We start from the raw sequence: 16,413 nt of genomic DNA, 5'->3' as shown, positions 1-16,413 counted from the left end.
ATTTTTTAGTTGCGACCTTACGGGAAAGGGGTTTCTCTGCTAATTTTGAAATTCGTTATGCAAAAATACGCTAATTGTTAGAACTGAAAAGAAAGGCGATTATTATATCGTCGGTAGTTGCGGCGTTTCTTCTGTTCAGCACTGTGGCATGTGTGCAGCAACGCTCCAAGGGTTCCGGGAAAAATCAGGGTAAGCTTAAAAGTTCGACTTCTGCAAAGCAATCAGCGGATTCCCTTCTTACAGTGCAAAAGCAAGCAGGTGCGGATACTTCCCGCGCCGGCAAATCAGGTGCGTCCGTGCCGAGAGGTGGTGTAAATGCAGATAGTACCCTCGCTAACAGTGCATTGGCCGATTCTACGGCCGCTGATTCTCTTAAAAATCCCGATGATCTCGAAAATGCAGTCCTATATACGTCCGAGGACTCGACGATCATGGATGCGGTTTTGAAGCAGGTACATTTGTACGGAAATGCGGAAGTGACGTACGGTACCATCAATCTGAAAGCAAACTACATCCGTCTCAACTGGGTCACAAACGAGGTCTATGCCATTGGCACGTATGATTCAACGGCCAAAAAAATGGCCGGTGAACCGATTTTTCAGGACGGTCCCGAGACTTATAATACGAAAGAAATCCGCTACAACTTCAAGTCTAAAAAGGCGCTGATCCAGGGCATCGTGACTCAGGAAGGCGATGGTAATATCCGGGGTGAAAAGGTAAAAAAGGATACGGAGGGCAATTTCTATATCCGGCATTCCATTTATACGACCTGTAACCTCACGCACCCCCATTATTACATCAATGCGCCGAAGATCAAAATGGTGAACAAGAAGCAGGTGATTTCCGGGCCTTTCAACCTGGTTATCAGCGACGTCCCATTACCGATCGCATTGCCTTTCGGTTTTTTCCCTTTTCCAAAAAAGAAAGAGAACGGTACGAGCGGCATCATCATCCCTACTTATGGCGAGGAGCCAAACGGACGGGGTTTCTACCTGCGCGACGGCGGTTATTATTTTGCCATCAGCGAGTATGTGAATGCGATCCTGACGGGTCAGATCTACTCCAATGGGAGCTGGGGACTTGGTGTTACATCAACATATATCAAACGCTACCAGTATTCGGGGAACCTGTCGTTGCGCTTCAATAAAAACAAATCCAGCGATGAACTCGACAAGTTGTTCAAGCGCGGTAATACCAACGATTTCAGCATCGTATGGTCGCATGCGCCCAAGGCGAGAGGAAATTCGACGTTTTCTGCGAACGTGAATGTCAGCAGTAACACGTATAACCAGCAGCAGGAAGCCAATGTAAATAAATATACATCTAACGTTGCGAGTTCTTCGGTACAATACAACCGCACATTCGGACAGTACATGCGTGCTGCGGGATCGTTGCGCGTGAACCAGAACTTCGGGCAGGTTGATCCGAAGCAGAACGGGAAGCGTGTAGGTGGTAAGACCAACGTTTCGACCGATTTCAGCTTCGGCGTGAACCAGATCGCCCCATTCGCATTGAAAGGCGGCCGCGGACGTTGGTATGAAAGCTTCCGTCTGGGCCTCGACTTTAATGGTAATTATGCCCTGGCCAATGCATTGACGGCCATTGACACATCATACAGCAGTCTCGGCTTTGTAATAGCCGACGCGAAGATCGATACCACCCGGCTCAACAAAACCAAAGTTGTGGCATTCAACCTGAGCAACCTGCCTGAAATGCTTAAAGATGCGCAGTTCACAGGCCGGTACAGCCTTCCAATCTCCCTGCCTAACTTCAAGGTGTTGCGTTTCGTGAATATCACGCCGAGTATGTCGCTGTCGGGTGAAGTGTTTACCAAACAATACCGCTATACCCAAACGGGCCGGGATTCGATTCGTATCGATACGCTGAGAAAGGTAGGAACGGAGTATTCGTATAATTTCGGCGCAGGAATGAACACGCGCTTTTATGGAACATTCTTCTTTGGGGGAAAGCGGCTGGAAGCGATCCGGCATACGGTAATTCCTTCGGTTTCATTTACCTATACACCTGATTTTACCGGCGATGCATTTGGTTTTTATGAAAGGATACAGGTAACAGATAAGAAGGGTAATGTGCGGGATCTTTCGCTGTCCAAGTTCCGCGGGGTAGGATCGGGCGTGGGCAACGGGCGGGCGTCGAGCGTTATTTCGTTCAGCTTGAACAACTCTTTTGAGATGAAACTCAAAAGCAAGAGCGATACCGCCGCACAGCAGTTCGAGAAGGTTTCGCTGCTCGATAACCTGAGCTTAGGTGGAAGCTATAACCTGCTGGCCGATTCATTGAATTTGTCCAACATTACCATCAATGCCAACGCGCGAATCGGGCGGAATCTGAACCTGAACTTCAACATGAACCTCGATCCTTACGCTTATAAGGCTAATCCTAATATTATCGGAAACCAGATGGGGACGAAGATCAACAAGTATGCGATTACGCAAGGTCAGGGCATTGCCAATTTGCAAAGCCTTGGCTTTACGTTGGGGACGAGCTTCTCTCCGAAAAGCAGCACTTCCAACGCCAAGACCCCGCAGACAACCAATCCGAACGATCCTAATGCGGCTGCCAAGCAGGAGGCCAAGGAGTTTATCGCGCAAAACCCCGACTTGTACGTAGATTTCAATATCCCCTGGAATGTGTCCCTGAACTACAACTTTGGGCTTACGAAACCTGGCTTGTCGAAAGCGCAGATTATCCAGGCCATTCAGGCAACGGGTGATCTGAGTTTGTCCAAAAACCTGAAACTGACCCTCAGTACCGGCTTCGACTTCGTCGCATTCGAACCTACCATCACGCAGCTGGGCCTCATGCGCGACCTGCATTGCTGGGATATGAGCTTCAACTGGACACCGTTCGCAGGCAGCGCAGCGCGTGTGAGCAATTACAACTTCACATTGAAAGTGAAGTCGGCAATCCTGCAAGACCTGAAAGTGACACGCCGCCGGTCGTTCTACGACAGATCAGCTTATTAATCAGTGATTTGTGCTAAACAAAAATGGCCGTCCCACTGGAACGGCCACTGCAATGCTTGCGGATAATGCTTATTTCGAAGCAGGCTTGGCTGCCTTTGGAACCACTTCTCCGTTCAGGTAAAGGGTAATTGAACCACCCTCGGTGTTGCTGAAAACGGTTACAGGCTTGTTGAAAGAACCTGCCGCAGCAGCGTTGAAAGTAGCTTTTACTGAACCTGTTTTACCCGGAAGTACAGGATCTTTCGACCATACAGGTGTAGTACATCCACATGAAACGGTTACGTTAGAAAGAATTACGGGATCGGTACCAGTGTTGGTAAATACAAATTCATGTGTTACAGGAGTGCCTTGTGGTACTTTACCGAATTTGTGTGTTTCTTCTTTGAATTTCAGAACACCTTTCTGTGCAAAACTTACGGTGGTCAGCCCGAGGATTAAAACCAGCGCTGAAAAGAATACTTTCATAGTTGTAACTATACTTTAAGTGGTGAAAAACTTACGGTTAAACAAGATTAACGCTTAAAAAGTTAAATATAATAATCATTAACCAATATTAACAATGGTCTAAAAGTAGGCGTTCCGATGCCGGGGTTATTATTTTCCTGCATAATTTTGGCTTGCATTCAAAAAAACGTAATTTAACTTACGGATTAAAACCCGTGATTTTTGCTTATGCTTCAAAATGATAGTTTGACCGGTTCCAGTGTTTTGAGTAAGGAAGATATTATCGGTGATTACCGCTTGGCATGCGAAAGTCGTCAGGTAAGTTTGCTGGGGAGGAAGGATACAATGGGCGGCCGTTCTAAATTCGGAATTTTTGGAGATGGTAAAGAAGTAGCGCAGATTGCACTTTCCAAAGTTTTTCAACCAGGAGATTATCGTTCCGGATATTATCGGGATCAGACCATCGAAGCGGCTGTCGGGAACCTTTCCTGGCAGCAATTTTTTGCCCAAATGTATGCCCACGCCGATCTCGAACATGAGCCAAATACTGGTGGCCGGTCCATGAACGGCCATTTCTCGACGCGTTGGCTGGACGAAAATGGCGAATGGCTTGATCAGACCAAATTGTACAATTCCGTTTGTGATATTTCCTCCACCGCCGGTCAGATCCCGCGCGCATTGGGGCTCGGATATGCTTCCAAATTATACCGCGAGAATCCCGACCTGCATGATATGACCACGTTTTCCCACGAGGGAAACGAGGTAGTATTTGCGACCATCGGTGATGCTTCCACCTCTCAGGGAATGTTTTGGGAAGCTATGAATGCGGCTGGTGTGTTGCAGGTACCCCTCATCGTTTCGGTGTGGGACGATGGCTATGGAATTTCGGTTCCTATTGAATATCAAACCACGAAAGGCAGTATTTCCAAGGCCCTGGCGGGATTGCAGCGTAATGAGGACGGCGACGGTATCGAAATCATGACCGTGAATGGCTGGGATTATCCAGCCTTGGTTGAAACGTATCAACGGGCCGCCAAGATCAGCCGTGAAAAACATGTACCGGTGCTGGTGCACGTTACTGAACTGACTCAACCTCAGGGGCATTCCACTTCGGGCTCGCATGAGCGCTACAAGTCGAAGCAACGGTTGCTTTGGGAGCGCGAGCATGATTGTAATGTGCATTTCCGCGATTGGATCTTAAAGAACGGGTATGCGTCCGACGACGAGCTTGAAGAAATCGAGCGGGAATCGAAGGAAAGAGCCCTTAACGAGCGTAATGCGGCCTGGCAGGCTTTCCGGAAAGAGCTCGATGCAGAATACCATGAAACAATCCAGCTTTTGCAGGCAGTGGCCGGCGCGAGTGCTTTTTCGGGAGAAATAAATAATGCGATCCTCGAATTGCAGAAGACCTATTTGCCGGTTCGCAGGGATATGATCGCGGCTGTGCGTAAGGTTTTGAGGATTATTGGAAGAGAAGAAAATGCTCAAAAACATACTTTACAGCAGTTTTTGCGAGATAACTTAAAGGCTAATAAGGAGCGTTTCAATACCCATTTGTACAGCGAAACGGTGTATTCGCCGATGCTGGTAGAGCCGGTCAGTCCCGTATTTTCGGACAATAGCCCGCTGGTCGACGGTCGCGAAGTAATACGGACCTATTTCGATGCGCTTTTTGAAAAAGACCCGCGCGTAGTGGCGCTAGGGGAAGACATTGGTTTTATCGGCGACGTGAACCAGGGTTTTGCCGGCTTGCAGGAGAAATACGGCGAAGTCCGCATAACCGACACCGGTATCCGCGAAACGACAATCATCGGACAGGGCATAGGAATGGCCATGCGCGGCTTACGGCCGATCGTGGAAATCCAGTATTTTGACTACATCTATTATGCATTGGCCACGCTTACCGACGACCTGGCGTCGCTCCGGTACAGGACAGCCGGCGGCCAGCGGGCCCCGCTGATCATCCGTACACGCGGACATCGTCTCGAAGGTATCTGGCATTCGGGCTCGCCGATGGGCACAATGCTCAGCAGTTTGCGTGGCTTGCACGTGATAGTTCCACGGAACTTCACCCAGGCAGCAGGTTTTTATAATACATTAATGAAAGGCGATGATCCTGCATTGATCGTAGAACCGCTGAATTCGTACCGTCAGAAAGAAATTTTGCCTGACAATGTGGGTGAATATTACATTCCACTGGGGCAGCCTGAAATTTTAAGAGAAGGAAATGACCTCACTATTGTTACTTATGGCTCAATGTGTCGTATAGTAATGGAGGCCGCTTCTCAATTGCAGCATTCAGGAATTGAAGTCGAAGTCATCGACGTGCAGACGCTCCTGCCCTTCGATGTCGACAACAGGATAGTGGAGTCCATTAAAAAGACGAACCGGGTTATTTTCGCCGACGAGGATTTGCCCGGAAGTGCATCGGGTTTTATGATGCAGCAGGTTTTGGAAAAACAGCAGGCTTACCGCTGGCTCGATTCGGCTCCGGTAACCATTGCTGCAAAAGATCACCGCCCACCTTATGGCTCCGACGGCGATTATTTCTCGAAGCCTAATATGGACGACATTTTTGAAACTGTTTACAACATCATGCGAGAAGCAGCCCCAGATAAATATCCGGAGCTCTTTAACGCATGATCTAATGTACCGTTCAAAAGGAAAAAGAATTTTAGACATTTTACTAGCGGCAATGGGGTTGATTACCTCGTTGCCGTTTTTTATTGTTCTGCCGCCGCTGTTGTGGATGCACTTCGGAGGTAATCCGTTCTTTGTACAAGAGAGGCCGGGACTCAATGAGCGGCTTTTTATGATCTTGAAATTCAGGACAATGCATGAAGGCTGCCAGCGAATTTCCTGGTTCGGGATATTGCTGCGAAAGTCTTCGCTCGACGAATTGCCGCAATTCTGGAACGTGCTGCGTGGCGAAATGAGCATTGTAGGACCGCGCCCCTTGTTGGCAGAATACCTGCCTTTGTATAATGCCTGGCAGCATTTGCGGCATAATGTAAGGCCAGGAATGACCGGCCTGGCACAGATTAATGGTCGGAACAGGCTTGGCTGGGAGGAAAAGTTCGAACACGACCTGCACTATGTGAATAACCTTTCGCTGGCACTTGATCTGCGAATCATGGTCGTGACAATTGCGAACTTGCTGTTGCCTGGTAAATCTGCTGGTCCCGGTGTTGATGCTCAGCCGTTTAGAGGAAATGGAATATGCTGATATACGGAGCAGGCGGGCATGCGAAAGTGGTAGCGAGCATCCTTTCGGCATGCGAAGAGCGGGTTGTTGGCCTGTTTGACGACGATTGGCAAAACGTAATATGGCCCGATCAATGCATTTTACACGGTTACGACCCATTGATCATGCCCATTGAAAAGCTGATTATCGCTATCGGCGGGAACCAGGCGCGCAGGCAAGTCGCAGAGAAGGTCGTCCATTCATTCGGGTTAGCGATTCACCCTACGGCACTTGTCGATCGTTCCGTACGCGTTGGCACAGGCGTTGTAATTGTCCATAATACAGTCGTGCAGGCGGGTGGTCGCATTGGCGATCATGTGATCATCAATACCGCCGCTATCGTCGATCATGAATGCATTCTTGGCAATTTCGCACACATAGGCCCAGGCGCCACAATATGCGGCGGCGTGCGGGTAGGCGAGTGCTCGCTCGTGGGTGCAGGAAGCGTGGTACTTCCGGGCGTTAGTATCGGTAAGGAATGTATAATCGGTGCAGGTTCAGTGGTGACCCGCAACGTACCCGATTATGCGAAGGTGGCGGGAAACCCTGCCAGAAACATTGATTGAAACAAAACACACTATGAAGTACAAAATCTACCTGTCGCCCCCGCATATGAGCGGGCGTGAAATGAAATACATTCAGGAGGCTTTTGACAGCAACTGGGTAGCGCCCGTCGGGCCTAATATCGATGCTTTTGAGGAAGAGCTATGCCGCTATACCGGTAGCAGACATGCGTTGGCAGTATCGTCGGGAACAGCGGCGTTGCACCTTGCCTTGTTGGCATTGGGAGTTCAAGAGGGCGATATTGTCCTTTGCCAGTCACTGACATTCGTGGCCACCGCCAATCCGATTGTGTACGTGGGCGCGAAGCCGGTTTTTATAGATAGCGAGCCGGTAACCTGGAATATGTGCCCCGATGCATTAGAAGAATCGATCAAGCACTATTTAAATGCAGGTAAAAAGCCCAAAGCAGTGATAATTGTGCATTTGTACGGCATGCCTGCTATGCTTGACGAGATTTTGTATTTATGTAGAAAACATGATATTCCTTTGATTGAAGATGCGGCGGAGGCTTTGGGTTCTGAATATCGAGGCCGGAAAGCGGGTACTCTCGGGGATATCGGGATTTTGTCATTCAATGGAAACAAAATCATCACCACTTCGGGTGGCGGTGCGATGTTATCGGACAACCCTCTATACATCGAAAGAGCACGCTTTCTGGCTACACAGGCCCGCGAGCCGGTGAGGCACTACGAGCATCGCGAAGTGGGATATAATTATCGAATGAGTAATGTATGCGCGGGGATCGGACGAGGGCAATTGGAGGTTATCGATGAAAGGGTGTTTCAGCGGAGAGCTAATTTTCAGTTCTACCAAACTGCTTTGAGACGAATTCCAGGCATTAGTTTTCAGAAGGAGTTCGCCGCCATAGTTTCGAACCGGTGGATAACGGCCGTAATCATTGAAGGCCACGAGGCAGGTCCTTTTCAAATACAAAATGCACTTTTGGAGCAAGGCATCGAATCGCGTCCTATCTGGAAACCGATGCATTGCCAGAAGATATACAAAACGCTACCCCGGTTTGAAGGTAGCGTTTCGGAAAGGTTGTTTGAGCACGGGATTTGTCTGCCGTCAGGTTCAAATTTGAGTGAGCCAGAAATGTGCACTATTATTGCAAAATTACTCTCTGTTATAGAGCATCGGCGCTGACCATAAACTGAGTCAGCGCCGACGTTACGACAAGCCATTTCGACTATTGGGTTCTTATGAGCCGCGTGCTGGATGTTTTCAAAGTTCCGTTAAACCTGTCGTCCAAGGCTTTCGCTTCAATGTCATAACTCAAAATCTTTCCACCATCAGATATCGTTTTCGAAATTGTCCTGATGCCGCTTTCGATATAACTTCCGGTGATAGTTTCGCCTTGGTTTTCAACTAGCGGTGGGCGATGACGAACAAACGACCATGCTAATTCATAGCGCTCAGGAATTTCTTTGTCCTTCTGGAGAAGTCCATTTGCAAAATACACCAGATCAACGACCGCAGTATACCGATAAATATACCCGCCTGGGGTTGGGGTAGGGCAAATAGCACAGCCAGGAATGGAATAACCTCTGATTTCCAGAGTTGCCTCTACATACCATTTCCAGAATAGATCACCCCCTATATCATTGCCCTGCTGTGTTTTCCTTTCAATGACAACACTCTCGTCCGATGTCCTGGCGTTCGGCGCAGTTGTACTTACTATCTTCACCTCACTTGCGGTAATTCCATTGGCTTCATATTCGGCTTTGGTCTTACTATTAAGTAGAGAGGCTATTGCGGATTGAGAAGTTCCGTCAATCTTTTTAATCTCTTTATAAGTAAACTGGTAGGTGCTTCCGCCAACGATAACGAGCCCGTCTTTATTTGTGATGCGAGCGTAGTTGGAGTTCACACTGTTCAAATGCAAATAGCCACCCTCTTCATCTTTAATGAGCGACCCTCCGGGACGAAGATCACTTTCAGATAGCGTCTTTTTTTCTATTTCCCCCTGGTACTCGGTGTAGCGTGAGAAGAACTTATTATCCTTGCTCCATCTATCATAATCTTTACTGTTTAGCGCGCCGATTTTTTCGGAGGCTGAAAGAAATGTTTCCATGTCGCTGAATATAGCGATCCCCTCTTTGATTTCCATCCCGACACTGCCCGAGGGATTTGTGGCAGGTTCATTAGTTGGCTTTTCGCACGATAATGCGAAAGCGCAAATAATACACAATAAGAGTTTTTTCATAAAAATAGCGTTATGTTTAGTAAACTATCGGTTACAAACATAACGCTATTTTTATGAAACTCAAATTAATTGTATTTTAAGAAATCAAAGTAGTTCTATGGAAGTATTTCGATTTCAAATTGAAGTGGTGAATACCTTGGAATTACGCCATCAGAACTTCCAAGGTCTTTGTAGCCCAGAGGAGACGGGAATATAACGATCGCCTTTTCAGTTTTTCTCATTTTGCGAATAGCCCTGTCGAATCCTGGAATGGTTCCGCTGGTTCCGGTTGTGTGATTAAAACTTCCCTCGCCAAACTTCTTGTCATCCAGGAATTTACCAACATATTTTACCGTCACCGATTTGCCGACACCCAGTGTGTCACCGGTTACGGTGTTGGTCCGAACGATGACGAGGCCGTCGCTGGTGCGCTCAGAAACAGGGAATTGCTTGATTTTAAGAAAATCATCTATCTGTTGTTTTTCTGTTCGCGTTTTAATGAATTCCAGTTCGAGCCTAACGACAGAATAGGCCGGAATATTTACACGATCAATATTACCGAATGCAAGATAATATGGGAGCAGAAATGTCGCCTTCTCCCCTGTTTTCAGAAGAAAAATGGCGCGTTCAAGCCCTGGCACGCCTGTGGAATACCCCAGCACAGGAAAACTAACAGAAGAATCTTTTTCAATCGACAGGACTTTTGTGCCGTTAAGAAGGTAGCCGTTCAGTTTGACCGTAGCCGCGTCGCCTGTTTTGGCATATGAACCGGAAGGATTGGATTTCCGGATGATATAGTAGAGTCCGGTACTGTCTCTTGCCGCTGAGCTGCCCTGGCTGTCAGCCTTTATAAAAGCCTCAATTTCTGCTTCATTTTCCGTAATTTTCTCTTCGTCCTTGTTGTTGTCTTTCATACAAGACGCCAAGCCGATCATCGTTGCCAGTAGTATACACCATACCAGATTAATACGCTTCATTTCTTTCCTTTCTAAGTAATTAATGGGGACTGTTTTAGTTTCAGGGTAGACGCTGTGAGATAGAGATTGGTTGTAATCACGAGTGAAAAACATCGATTTTTACATTTTTTTCAAAGTATTTGCAAAATGGTGACAGCGGGCACTGGAAGCATTGCGGGTTGCGTGCGGTACACACGTAGCGTCCGTGGAGGATCAGCCAGTGATGGGCTTTGTGAATCAGATGCTTTGGAATATGGCTTACGAGCTCCTTTTCCACAGCCAATGGTGTCTTTGCCGTAAGCGGCACCAGTCCTAGTCGGCGCGATACTCTAAAAACATGTGTATCGACCGCCATTGCCGGCATACTGAAAATCACAGAAGCAATCACATTGGCTGTTTTACGACCTACGCCGGGCATTTTTTGTAACTCTTCAACCGTCGACGGCACCTCTGAGTGGAACTGCTCCACCAGCATCCTTGCCATGCCTACTAAATGCTTCGCCTTATTGTTGGGGTAGGAAATGGATCTGATATAGGTAAAGACTTCCTCCGCATTGGAAGCGGCAAGCGACTCAGGATCCGGAAAACGCTCGAAAAGCTTCGGTGTGACGATGTTCACGCGCTTGTCGGTGCATTGCGCCGACAGGATCACAGCTACCAGCAGCTCGTACGGGTTGGAATAATGCAGCTCGGTTTCGGGCTCCGGGAAATTCTGGGTGAAATAGTCCAGGAAATGCTTATAACGTTCTTTTTTTAACATAATACTATCATGGTTCTGCGAAGGGTTGAGTATCCGACACAGAAATCTTGCAGAACCGGCAGTCGATGGCCTGATTACCGGTCCAAATCTTTAAAGTAATGACAACTTCCAGCCACCGGACCGATAGCTGGAAACAAAAAAACCTGCCGACTCGCCCTAGTAAAGGAGTGCAGCAGATCTTTTAGAAGAGAATTGTCGCGAATATCTGAAAACTTCTGAAATCACCTTTTCGGAAGGAGTCCGTGTGATTTTATTCATCTGATTCTGGATTTCCAGGGAATCGAGATAAAAGTTCATCAAGTTGTCGTCAAGTGCGAGCGCCTCAACAATCTGTTCATTTTCATTCTCAGTTGTTTCGGCATATAAATACCTTACAACATCATCGTAGGTAAAGGTTTTTGTCATACTGTGGGGCACGTTGGTTAAATTGCTTACGCAGGTTTATCAACGCGTAACGCATTCTCCCCAATGCCGTATTAATACTCACACCCGTGGCATCCGCAATTTCCTGAAAACTCATGTCCTCATAGTGGCGCATGATCAGGACTTGCTTCTGTACGTCAGGCAACCGCTGGATCATCTCCCGCAGCTGCTCATGTGTTTCCTGACGAATCTGGATCGACTCAACGGAATCTTCCGAAAAATCCAGCGTGTTGAAAACACTGCTCCCATCTTCGAACACTACATTGGGGTAGCGTTTATCGCGTCTGAAATAATCAATGGCGAGGTTGTGTGCGATTCGTATAATCCATGGAAGGAACTTCCCTTCGTCGTTATATCTCCCACCTTTTATCGTGTCAACAGCTTTAATAAATGTATCCTGTAATAGGTCTTCGGCTACATATTGGTCCTTGACAATCAAATAAATAGTGGTGTATATTCTCGACTTATGGCGCTGAACAAGCTTCTCGAAAGCCTTCTCATTGCCCCGGATATACAATGTTACCAACTCACTGTCGCTAACTTGGACTTTCTCCATTTTACTATTCGATTTAGTTAACGTAGAGCAGTTCGTCGATATTGTTTCTCCTTTCTGGTTTGGTGAAAAATTAGATGTGACTTTTCGGCATTTCGAATTATACGAATCAAAGAAATAGATTTGGAAAATCATTTGCAAATGTTTGACTTTCTTTTTGCAGAAAAATTATTTCCCGTTAACAGATGTTAACAAGTTGTGCATGTTTTAGATGCGTTGTGTTCGTTGCTACCGGCGTGTATTCATATTAGAATAAATAATAGTACTTAATACATAATATACGATACGCATGTCGAAGAAGATTGATTTTAGTGTGCAGATCCCTACTTTTTTCATTAGCGCGTCGTAATTTCACTTTTCTTATAAAAATTGAATTTTTACCAGATATGAAATACAGGCATATCTTCTTCGATTTGGACCACACACTTTGGGATTTTGAAAGAAATTCGTCCGAATCCCTGGAAGAGATTTTCCACCAGCATCAGCTTGCCCGCTACGGGATCCCGTCATTAGAGGCATTTGTGTGTTCTTTTCTTAAAATCAATACAGCATTGTGGGATGCGTTCGACAGGGGGCAGTTGCACCATAGCTATATACGTGAGAACCGGTTCAGGATGGTTTTCGAGGAATTGGGGGCCGAATGCCCACCCGAACATACGGAGATCGGAGAGCTATACCTCACTTCGCTGCCGACAAAGAAGCATCTGCTGGAAGGCGCGCTCGATCTATTGAATTACGTTTCCGCGGCAGGCTACGGAATGCACATTATCACCAACGGTTTTAATGAAATCCAGGCGAGGAAAATAGCCAGTTCAGAAATCGGCCACTTTTTCGATCACGTAGTAACATTTGAAACGGCCAGTGCCAAAAAGCCCGACCGCCGCATTTTTGAATTTGCATTGGAATTGGCGCAAACAACAGCGGAGGAAAGCCTGATGGTAGGTGATAACTGGGTCGCGGATATTCTTGGTGCAAAACAGGTGGGTATGGATACGGTGTACCTCAATCCGGCCGGGTTGCAGTTTGGCGAGGAACCAACCTATAATATCAGAAGACTGGAAGAGCTTTTGCTTGTGTTGTGATGATGGCGGTCTTTACGCAGGCTCGGCTTCATAATAGCGGATATGCTTTTCCTTTAAAAACTGCTTGATCACGTCGACATGCACGCATTGCCCGACGTTCAGGAACGGGTAATTGGAAACCCTTTTTCGATGCCCGTCGATGGTTACTTCGCGGTTGACCTGGTCGAACCCAAGATGCAGGTGCCGGGTGGAGCTCTGCATTCCGTAAATAACGCCGTTCTGATCAAAGAGCGGACCGCCGCTCTGGCCACGTAGTCCCGGTGTGCTCATTTCGATACCTACTATCTCACTGTTGTCGCCGATATGGCGGGTAATGATGCCGTCGATCGGGAAACTGGGTGTCTTAATCTTCCCTTCCGTGGTCCATTCAATATCCGCAGTATGCTTGTTGTACCGGTAATTGGTGAATTCGGGGAATGGATAGCCCAGCCGGCACAAGTAGCGGCCCTGCTTCACCATTCTGGAATCTTTGAGAAATCGGGCGTGGGACTGGTATTGCTTGGATTCGTACTGCCGGAACTGTACAATCGCGAGGTCCTGCGTAGGATGCAAATGGACCGTGAGGCCCTTATAGGCCGATACGCAATTAATAAAGTTGAAAAGTATGCGGATGGGGCTATCCGGCGTGATCTTGTATTTTGTTTCCAGCAAATTCCGCTGTGTGGCGAGGCCGGGATCTTTCTCGAATTTGCGAAGCTCTCCTTTGAATTTGAGGTAGTTTTCGTAAATGCTGTTGGCATACAGTATTTGCCTCGCAACATGCCTGCACGTAACCGCGAAGCCATCTTCATTAACAAAAAACAATGTAGCTGTACCGGGAACAATGTCGCTCCCTGCGTAATATCGGACGATAAAGTGAACCGGACGGGTAAACTGATCTATTTTTTCAATAGCATCAACAAACATAAAAACTGGCCGCAGCCATATCGAACTAAGGGTGGGTAAAGGGAACGAGTGCCTCTGTCTGGTCCCAGCTCAGGACCATATTGACGCCATTGGGGATTTTTTCAAAATAAATTTGGAACACTTCCTGAACCGAAGGACGGATCCGAATCGGCACTTCAACACTCATGACATTCTTGCCATCGTTGTATTCCGTGCCCCATTGCCCGGTTTCGGAGTTGAGGATAATTTTCCAGCTGCTCTGTCCGGGCACTGAAAAAAGGGAATAAGTACCGGCCTTAACCGGTTTGCCGCCCATTATTACATCTTCCTCTAATTCGAGAATCGTTGCCTCATTGGCGCCGGTGCGCCATACTTTTCCGTAGGGTAATAGTGCTTTGTCCTGCTCCCTGCCGAAAATCATGCGGCCTTTTTTACTTGGCTGGCCATAAGAGATTTTGAGTTTGACTCCATTCAGGGTGGTTTCTGCTATTGCCTCGGGACTGAATGACTTGGTGTATTTTCTAACTCCCCAAAAGCCTGCAAACGCAACGATGATCAAGGTAAAGACTATCAGTAGAATTCTTTTCATAAATCAGGGACAGAAGATTTTGTAGAAGGTGTAGCTCACCGAAAGACGGACGTAAAAGTAGGTGTCTTTTACGGAAGGATCGCCCTGTTGAAATTTGTCCGTGGATGTGGGATCGCCCCCGAGGTTGTCGAGATAATCCGTAAAGGTTTTCCGCGTGCCGTATTCCAGCCCGATGTTCCATGGGCGGCGGATCTGATATTTGATGCCCACGCCATAAGGCAGCACAAGCCCGGAGGTTTTGTAGGAGCCTGTTTGAATGTTGGGGTTAAATTTGTTGAAACCGAGCCCACCAAATACGTAAGGGCTCCAATTGACTGCAAAACGGCGATCCTGGAAATTCAGGAAGTTATATTCTGCCACGGCACTTCCTTCGAATATCGTGGTTCGAAATGACATATTCCTGACCTGCTGGAAAGGGTCGTCGCTATGTTTGTCGTCGGCGCCAATGAGTCCTCCCGCAACTTCGGCACGAAGCGACAAGGCCTGGTTCGGATTGAAACGGAAAAAGAGGCTACCAGCTGGTTTGAAAAAGCGGAAACGAAAAGTCGGCGAAATATCTCCCCGGTAATTGAAACCGCCTACACCCGCACCGATCTCGATCCGCTGCGCGCGCGCCTGTGCGACGGCCAGAAAAAAACAAATACCTGCAAGCACCATGGCCGGCAAGTATTGTTTGTTCAAATGTTTGAAAACGTATTCCAACGGGGTAAGTCAATTATTTCAGTGGAGGACATTTAATCTGCGAGGGCAGCATGTAATGGATGCTGATCATACCAAACAGGTAAGCATCCTTTTGGGTTGGGCTATTGCCGCGCTCGGAGCCTGGGGAGCCAAATCCGGTGGTGGGCAGCACTTGCAGCGGATTGGCGCCGTCAGGTAAAGAACCTGGGTAGTTGACATTAATGAATTTTCCGACACCTTCCGTTCTATCGACGCCCTTTCGCACTGCGTACTGCTCGGCCGTGCGGTTTGCCATGTGTGCGGCCAACGGATCGTCTGCAAAGAGTGCAGGGTCGGCGTAATCACCGTGCGCGTCGTCGAGGTAATCCGTGAAAGTTTTACGGTATCCTAATTCCGCCGAAATGTCGAATTTGGAATTGATTTTATAACGGACACCAATACCCACCGGAATCGCGAACTGGACCAGTGAATACGGTTTGGCATAGCCTTCATTGCCTTGCCCTTCAGTTCCCAACGGCTGCAATTTTACCCAGTCACCTTTCAGTGAATCGAGCGCTTTCGGGTTATGCGCTGTAAGCGCAACACCTGCGAACAGGTACCATCCCAATTGCGGACGACGGTCGTAGCTGCGGTTATCAGGCGTCAGTTTGTAAATGCCCTGAACAGAGAATTCTTTAAGGTCATTCCGGAAATGCAGGTTCCGGGCGTAGAAGACGCTCGTCTCATGTTTCGAATCACGGTTCATAATATAATCATCACCGGCGATTCTGGCGTAAATGAAACTGGCACGTGCGGCCAGGCGTGGGGTAAAGTGGCGTGTATAGTTTCCGCCGACACTCCAGCGGGCCATTTTAAAGGTAGAGGACAACGGGCGGCGGTATGGCGCAAGGTCGCCGTAGTAGCTCGAAGTACCAATGCCAAAACCTGCCGTAGAATAGGGAACGAAGAAACCTCTGCTCTGCGCCTTTACCTCTTTGCCAGACAGTAATAGCCCCAAAACCAAGGTTAAAGCCAACGCTCCGGATACTCTTCTCAAGTCGAAATTTCTACGCATTTTCAG

General features: G+C 47.7%; 16 protein-coding genes. 6 read left to right on the top strand and 10 right to left on the bottom strand.

Features of this window, described 5'->3' with window-relative positions; translation table 11 throughout:
• Positions 1-74: 74 nt before the first annotated feature.
• Positions 75-2,987: a putative LPS assembly protein LptD gene (locus tag IEY24_RS28445; RefSeq protein ID WP_188938671.1), complete on the top strand. Its 2,913-nt coding sequence runs from the start codon at positions 75-77 to the stop codon at positions 2,985-2,987.
• Positions 2,988-3,056: 69 nt separating this feature from the next.
• On the opposite strand, the gene IEY24_RS28440 is transcribed toward IEY24_RS28445, so the two are convergent.
• Entirely contained in the window at positions 3,057-3,452 is a 396-nt protein-coding gene (locus IEY24_RS28440; protein ID WP_188938670.1) for a DUF1573 domain-containing protein, read from the bottom strand.
• A gap of 207 nt (positions 3,453-3,659) precedes the next feature.
• Here IEY24_RS28440 and IEY24_RS28435 point away from each other — a divergent pair, with 207 nt between their 5' ends.
• Genes IEY24_RS28435 through IEY24_RS28420 form a run of 4 tightly spaced genes read left to right on the top strand, consistent with a single transcriptional unit; the run spans position 3,660 to position 8,385 of the window.
• Positions 3,660-6,074 (top strand): alpha-ketoacid dehydrogenase subunit alpha/beta, encoded by a 2,415-nt coding sequence (locus IEY24_RS28435; RefSeq protein WP_188938669.1) that lies wholly within the window; start codon positions 3,660-3,662, stop codon positions 6,072-6,074.
• 4 nt (positions 6,075-6,078) lie between these two features.
• Positions 6,079-6,657 carry a sugar transferase gene (locus tag IEY24_RS28430; protein ID WP_188938668.1) on the top strand — a complete coding sequence of 193 codons (579 nt, stop codon included), beginning with the start codon at positions 6,079-6,081 and terminating at the stop codon, positions 6,655-6,657.
• A complete protein-coding gene (locus IEY24_RS28425; RefSeq protein WP_188938667.1) occupies positions 6,651-7,241 on the top strand; it encodes an acetyltransferase in 591 nt (196 codons plus the stop codon). Before IEY24_RS28430 ends, IEY24_RS28425 begins: the two co-directional genes overlap by 7 nt.
• Before the next feature lie 13 nt (positions 7,242-7,254).
• On the top strand, positions 7,255-8,385 hold the full coding sequence (locus IEY24_RS28420; protein WP_188938666.1) for an aminotransferase class I/II-fold pyridoxal phosphate-dependent enzyme: 1,131 nt from the start codon (positions 7,255-7,257) through the stop codon (positions 8,383-8,385).
• Between the two features lie 43 nt (positions 8,386-8,428).
• Here IEY24_RS28420 and IEY24_RS28415 read toward each other — a convergent pair whose 3' ends face one another.
• The 5 genes from IEY24_RS28415 to IEY24_RS28395 form a co-directional block, all read right to left on the bottom strand.
• A complete protein-coding gene (locus IEY24_RS28415; RefSeq protein ID WP_188938665.1) occupies positions 8,429-9,445 on the bottom strand; it encodes a hypothetical protein in 1,017 nt (338 codons plus the stop codon).
• 95 nt (positions 9,446-9,540) lie between these two features.
• On the bottom strand, positions 9,541-10,401 hold the full coding sequence (locus IEY24_RS28410) for an FKBP-type peptidyl-prolyl cis-trans isomerase (RefSeq protein ID WP_229223313.1): 861 nt from the start codon (positions 10,399-10,401) through the stop codon (positions 9,541-9,543).
• A gap of 76 nt (positions 10,402-10,477) precedes the next feature.
• Positions 10,478-11,140 carry an endonuclease III gene (gene nth / locus IEY24_RS28405; RefSeq protein WP_188938664.1) on the bottom strand — a complete coding sequence of 221 codons (663 nt, stop codon included), beginning with the start codon at positions 11,138-11,140 and terminating at the stop codon, positions 10,478-10,480.
• Between the two features lie 156 nt (positions 11,141-11,296).
• Positions 11,297-11,545: a hypothetical protein gene (locus IEY24_RS28400; protein ID WP_188938663.1), complete on the bottom strand. Its 249-nt coding sequence runs from the start codon at positions 11,543-11,545 to the stop codon at positions 11,297-11,299.
• The gene (locus IEY24_RS28395) at positions 11,520-12,119 is read right to left on the bottom strand and encodes an RNA polymerase sigma factor (RefSeq protein ID WP_015813074.1); all 600 of its coding nucleotides are present in this window, start codon (positions 12,117-12,119) and stop codon (positions 11,520-11,522) included. The genes IEY24_RS28400 and IEY24_RS28395 overlap by 26 nt, the downstream gene beginning before the upstream one ends.
• Before the next feature lie 383 nt (positions 12,120-12,502).
• On the opposite strand from IEY24_RS28395, the gene IEY24_RS28390 reads away from it, so the two are divergent.
• Complete coding sequence (locus IEY24_RS28390) at positions 12,503-13,198, top strand: YjjG family noncanonical pyrimidine nucleotidase (protein WP_188938662.1); 696 nt, start codon at positions 12,503-12,505, stop codon at positions 13,196-13,198.
• Between the two features lie 12 nt (positions 13,199-13,210).
• Here IEY24_RS28390 and IEY24_RS28385 read toward each other — a convergent pair whose 3' ends face one another.
• Genes IEY24_RS28385 through IEY24_RS28370 form a run of 4 tightly spaced genes read right to left on the bottom strand, consistent with a single transcriptional unit; the run spans position 13,211 to position 16,407 of the window.
• Positions 13,211-14,104, bottom strand: a complete 894-nt coding sequence (locus IEY24_RS28385) for a S1 family peptidase (protein ID WP_188938661.1) — start codon at positions 14,102-14,104, stop codon at positions 13,211-13,213.
• A gap of 25 nt (positions 14,105-14,129) precedes the next feature.
• Positions 14,130-14,672 carry a DUF2911 domain-containing protein gene (locus IEY24_RS28380; RefSeq protein WP_188938660.1) on the bottom strand — a complete coding sequence of 181 codons (543 nt, stop codon included), beginning with the start codon at positions 14,670-14,672 and terminating at the stop codon, positions 14,130-14,132.
• A gap of 3 nt (positions 14,673-14,675) precedes the next feature.
• Complete coding sequence (gene porG / locus IEY24_RS28375) at positions 14,676-15,353, bottom strand: type IX secretion system protein PorG (protein ID WP_229223312.1); 678 nt, start codon at positions 15,351-15,353, stop codon at positions 14,676-14,678.
• A gap of 34 nt (positions 15,354-15,387) precedes the next feature.
• Complete coding sequence (locus tag IEY24_RS28370) at positions 15,388-16,407, bottom strand: hypothetical protein (RefSeq protein ID WP_229223311.1); 1,020 nt, start codon at positions 16,405-16,407, stop codon at positions 15,388-15,390.
• Positions 16,408-16,413 lie beyond the last annotated feature (6 nt).

The organism is Dyadobacter endophyticus, assembly GCF_014641595.1.
Classification (GTDB): domain Bacteria; phylum Bacteroidota; class Bacteroidia; order Cytophagales; family Spirosomataceae; genus Dyadobacter; species Dyadobacter endophyticus.
Note: the sequence above shows the minus strand (reverse complement) of the source record. Positions and strands in the feature narration are given on the sequence as shown.